The organism is Parasphingorhabdus sp. (genome assembly GCF_049667325.1).
In the GTDB taxonomy this organism is placed as follows: domain Bacteria; phylum Pseudomonadota; class Alphaproteobacteria; order Sphingomonadales; family Sphingomonadaceae; genus Parasphingorhabdus.
In genome coordinates this window covers 1-4770 of the sequence record NZ_JBATHY010000110.1, presented here as the reverse complement: position 1 = coordinate 4770, position 4770 = coordinate 1, and the positions used below count along the sequence as shown (strand labels likewise).

At 57.0% G+C, this 4770-nt stretch carries 5 protein-coding genes; 1 reads left to right on the top strand and 4 read right to left on the bottom strand.

Annotated elements, in window-relative coordinates:
- The coding region (locus WBM93_RS05765; RefSeq protein WP_424429395.1) for an MBL fold metallo-hydrolase at positions 1 to 1017 on the top strand (1017 nt) is incomplete at its 5' end.
- A gap of 3 nt (positions 1018 to 1020) precedes the next feature.
- Here WBM93_RS05765 and yghU read toward each other — a convergent pair.
- The 4 genes from yghU to WBM93_RS05745 all read right to left on the bottom strand — a co-directional run bounded on the left by yghU (position 1021) and on the right by WBM93_RS05745 (position 4660).
- Entirely contained in the window at positions 1021 to 1911 is an 891-nt protein-coding gene (gene yghU, locus WBM93_RS05760) for a glutathione-dependent disulfide-bond oxidoreductase (protein WP_424429392.1), read from the bottom strand.
- Positions 1912 to 2014: 103 nt separating this feature from the next.
- Positions 2015 to 2329 (bottom strand): DUF1330 domain-containing protein, encoded by a 315-nt coding sequence (locus WBM93_RS05755; protein ID WP_424429389.1) that lies wholly within the window; start codon positions 2327 to 2329, stop codon positions 2015 to 2017.
- Between the two features lie 9 nt (positions 2330 to 2338).
- The gene (locus tag WBM93_RS05750) at positions 2339 to 3535 is read right to left on the bottom strand and encodes an acyl-CoA dehydrogenase family protein (RefSeq protein ID WP_424429386.1); all 1197 of its coding nucleotides are present in this window, start codon (positions 3533 to 3535) and stop codon (positions 2339 to 2341) included.
- A gap of 12 nt (positions 3536 to 3547) precedes the next feature.
- Complete coding sequence (locus WBM93_RS05745; RefSeq protein WP_424429383.1) at positions 3548 to 4660, bottom strand: acyl-CoA dehydrogenase family protein; 1113 nt, start codon at positions 4658 to 4660, stop codon at positions 3548 to 3550.
- Positions 4661 to 4770 lie beyond the last annotated feature (110 nt).

Here is a 4770-nt window from a genome sequence, read left to right as displayed (position 1 = left end):
TTACCAAAAGGGAGAGATTATATGTGCAAGGCTACCGGAATCCTGGGGATGGCTCTGGCACTATCGACGGTCTCGCCCGCGCTGGCCCATGGCGAACAATCAACAAAACCGGTTTCGGAAAAGCGGGCGCCGCACGGCCCGTTGATGTCGGCTGACCAACTGCACCGCGCCTTTGGCTGGGACTTTGAAAAAACCGAGATCAAGACCGAAAAACTGGCGGATGGCTTTTATGTGCTGTTCGGTGTTGGCGGCAATATCGCCGTGTCAGTTGGCGAGGATGGCACGGTGATTGTCGATGACCAGTTTCCCCAGATGATTCCGAAAATACAGGCGGCGCTCGAACAGGTCGGTAGCGAGAACGTCGATTTTGTCATCAACACCCACTGGCACTTCGATCATGCCAGCGGGAATCTGACCCTGGGAGAGCAAGGCAGCTGGATTGTCAGTCAGTCCAATAGCAGAGACATGATGCTGGGTGACCATATCGTCAATTTCGGTCCCTTCGCGACCGCCCAGGATTCCTATCCGCAGCATGCCTTGTCGGACATCACCTTTGACCAGACCATGCAGTTCCACATTAACGACCAGAAGATCGAGTTGCTCCATATCGGCCCTGCCCACACGACCGGTGATGCGGCGGTGATATTCCGCGGCGTCAACGCAGTGCATTTGGGCGATGTGTTCAACAATGCCGGCTATCCGTTCATCGACGCCGACAATGGCGGCGACCTTGCCGGGATGATCGCTTTTTGTCAGGCGGTCCATGACGCGATTGACGACGAGACCAGGGTCATCCCCGGTCATGGCCCGGTTACCGACCGCGCAAAACTGGCGCGATACATCGAAGTGCTGACTGTCATACAGGGCCGGGTTCAGGCGCTTATCGACGACGGCAAGACGCTACAGGAAATCATCGCCGCAAAACCGACGACGGAGTTCGATACTGAATTTCAGGCCAATGATATGATGCTGCCGAGTTTCCTCAGCCGGGTATATGCGAGTTTGACCCGGGAATAGAGTCTATTCCGCCGCCTCGCCCTCCGGCTCCAGCTTGTCCTGCGTGCGCAATTCGAAATCGCTGGCGTCGTGCCTTTCGCGCAGCTGCATTTCCGGCGGGCCGGTGGTCCGGTTGACCTTGATACCGCGCTGCACCGCCGGGCGGGCGAAAACGTCACCAGTCCAGCGCAGAACGTTTTTATAGTCCTGCACCTGCAGGAACTCGGCGGCGTCATAGACAAGGCCCATCACCAGCGAGCCGTACCATGGCACGGTCGCCATATCGGCGATCGTATATTCGTCACCGGCGAAAAACTTGTTATCCGCGAAATGCTTGTCGAGCACATCGAGCTGGCGTTTCACTTCCATCGCATATCGATTGATCGGATATTCGAATTTCTCCGGTGCATAGGCATAGAAATGGCCAAAGCCGCCGCCGAGGAAGGGAGCGCTGCCCATCTGCCAGAATAGCCAGTTGAGGGTTTCGGCCCGGGCTTTTCCGCCACGCGGCAAGAAGGCATCGAATTTTTCGGCGAGATGCATCAGGATCGATCCCGATTCGAACAGGCGGATCGGCGGGTTGCTGCTATGATCCATCATCGCCGGGATTTTGCTGTTGGGATTGATCGCGACAAAATCGCTGCCAAACTGCTCGCCTTCGCCAATATTGATCAGCCATGCATCATATTCAGCACCTTCATGACCCAGCGCGAGCAGCTCTTCGAGCAAGATCGTGACCTTGATGCCATTGGGGGTTCCCAGCGAGTAGAGCTGCATCGGATGCTTGCCGACCGGCAGCTCCTTGTCATGTGTCGCACCGGCGATCGGCCGGTTGATATTGGCAAAACGGCCGCCGCTTTCCGTGTCCCATTTCCAGACTTTCGGGGGTATATACTCGGGACTTTTTTTGGACATCGGAAAGCTCCTGTTTTTTGCTTCGGACGATTGGTAGCATTTGCAATCAAACCGATCACGCAAGTTTTTCTGCGTCCGCTACAAGCGGATTTATGACCGTCATCTAGCTTCTCGGCGAGAGGCTGCGCACCATGGTCAGGAACTGCAGCGTCGTCCCCGCACGGCGATGCTCTGACAAGGCCTGATAATCGGGATCATTATACCAGGTGGTTGCGGCTAGTTCGTTGGGGAATTTGAGCAACACGACCCGGCCTTCGGGCGGCGAAGCCCCCTCGAATGTGACACTGCTATCGTCAAAGGTGATGAACTCCCCGCCATGTTTTTTCAGGATCGGGAAAAATCCCTTTTCATACACATGATATTTTTCGTCATCCTGTACGGTCAAATTGGCGATGACATGGACGGGTTGGTCAGACATCTCCTGCTCCTAGTTCATTTCTGCGAAGCTTTTGTCCTTGTCGACGCGAACATCCTGAGGGAGTCCCAGCACCCGCTCGGCGATGATATTCTTGAGGATTTCATCGGTTCCGCCGGCGATCCTGAGGCCCGGCGCCCACAGGAAGCTCTCCTGGAAAATCGCATCGGAAGGCGCCGCATCCTTGTCGACGATCAGGCCATAATGATCCTGCATCTCGATCGCGCTGTTGCAGATATCCTGCAGATGATTGGCGTTGATAATCTTGCCGATCGCATTCTCCGGTCCGGGCGTTTCACCGCGGGACAAGGCCGTCTGGGTGCGAAATTTGGTCAGCTTGTAACCTTGGGCTGCGACATACCAGTCGGCAAGTTTTTCGCGGAACGCGTGGTCGGACATGGTGCCCGACGAGCGGGCGTAATCCATGATCTCCTTCCAGTCGGGACCCGGAGAGCCACCAACCGCCAGCCGCTCGTTCATCAAGGTGACGAGTGCGACTTTCCAGCCCATGCCGGGCTCGCCGAGCCGGTCGCTGTCCGGGATGCGGACGTCGGTGAAATAGACTTCGTTGAACTCGCTGCCGCCTGATGCCTGATGGATCGGCCGCACGTCGACGCCTTGTTGTTTCATGTCCACGATGAACATGGTCAGGCCCTTGTGCTTGGGCACATTGGGATCGGTGCGGACCAGCAATATGCCATAGTCCGAATAATGGGCACCGGAGGTCCAGACCTTCTGGCCATTGATCACCCAGTCGTCACCATCCCTGACCGCCTTGGTCTTGAGCCCGGCGACATCGGATCCGGCTGCCGGTTCGGAGAACAGCTGGCACCAGACTTCCTCGCCCAAAAGGGCGTTGCGGACATATTTTTTCTTGTGTTCGTCCGACCCGAAGGCAATCACGGTCGGGACGCACATGCCGAGACCGATCGCAAAGGGACCGGTCGGTGCATCGAATTTGGCTTCTTCCTGTCCCCAGATCACTTGCTGCATCACGGTACCGCCGCGACCGCCCATTTCCTTGGGCCAGGTGATCTGTGCAAAGCCGCCTTCGGCCTTGATCTTTTGCCATGATTTGGCGCGGGCGAGAAAATCTTCGCGGTTACCGGAGCGCAGGGCGCCCGGGGTTTTGGCCTTCAGATGCTGCGATAAAAAAGCCTGCGCTTCGGCGCGAAACTCTGCTTCTTCTGCTGTGTCGTTGAAATCCATATCTAATTCCTTCTAATCATTCTTTGCTTCGAGCGCGCTGACCAATTTCTCTTTCCAGACGGCGGGGCTGCCCGCCTGCACCGAGAGCAATTTGGCGCGGCGGTAGAAGAGGTGACAATCCACTTCCCAGGTGAAGCCCATGCCGCCGTGGGTCTGGATATTTTCCTTGGACGCAAACCAGAAGGCTTCCGACGCCGCGACCCGCGCTGCAGCTGCCGCTTCGGGCAGTTCCGCCGCGTTGCTGGATAGCGCCCATGCGCCATAATAAGCGTTTGAGCGGGCGACTTCGTTCTTGACATACATGTCGGCAAGCTTGTGCTTGATCGCCTGATTGCCGCCAATCGCGCGGCCAAAAGCGACGCGCTCCTTGGCATAATCATTGGCCATTTCGAGACAGCGCGAGGCGCCGCCCAATTGTTCAAACGCGAGCAATACCGCAGCGCGATCGTTGATCTGATCGAGCAGCGCCATGCCATTGCCCGTTTCGCCAAGTAGCTGCGCCGCTGCGTCGTCAAAGCTGATTGTCGCGTGGCTGCGGGTCGGTTCGAGCGTCTTGATCGGCTCGCGTGACACGCCGCTCTGGGTGAGGTCGACAATCACCAGTCTTTCGCCGCTGCCATCCTTTACCAGCACCACCGCGTGGGTAGCAATATCGCCATCGGTCACCGGGATTTTCTTGCCCGATATTTTGCCGTCCTTCAGCCGCGTAGCGACATTACCTGCCTTGATCTCGCCCGGTCCTTCGCTGATCGCGATACAGCCGACGATGCTGCCGTCGGCAACCTTGGGCAGCAGTTCCAGCTTCTGTTCTTCGCTACCCGCCAGCTTCAGTGCTTCGGCGAAGAAAAAGGCCGATGATCCGAACGGCACGGGGGCGAGGACGCGGCCCAATTCTTCTGCAATCACGCATAGTTCCAGCATGCCGAGGCCGAGTCCGCCATATTCTTCGGGAATGGCCGCGCCGAGCCAGCCCATTTCGACAATCTTTTTCCACACTCCGTCATTGTGGCTCATATTTTCATCATCGAGCACGGCGCGGACGTGCGCGCTGGTGCATTGTGCCTCTAGAAACTTGCGTGCTTCATCGCGGAGAAACTTCTGATCGTCAGAAAAATCAAAATTCATGGTTCAAACCTCGTCCTGTTTCATCATTATCATTCGTCATTGGCGGGCATATCAAGCGCGCCGCGTATTTCGTCATTGTCCGCGCCCAGTGTCGGCGGGTCGGCATAGAT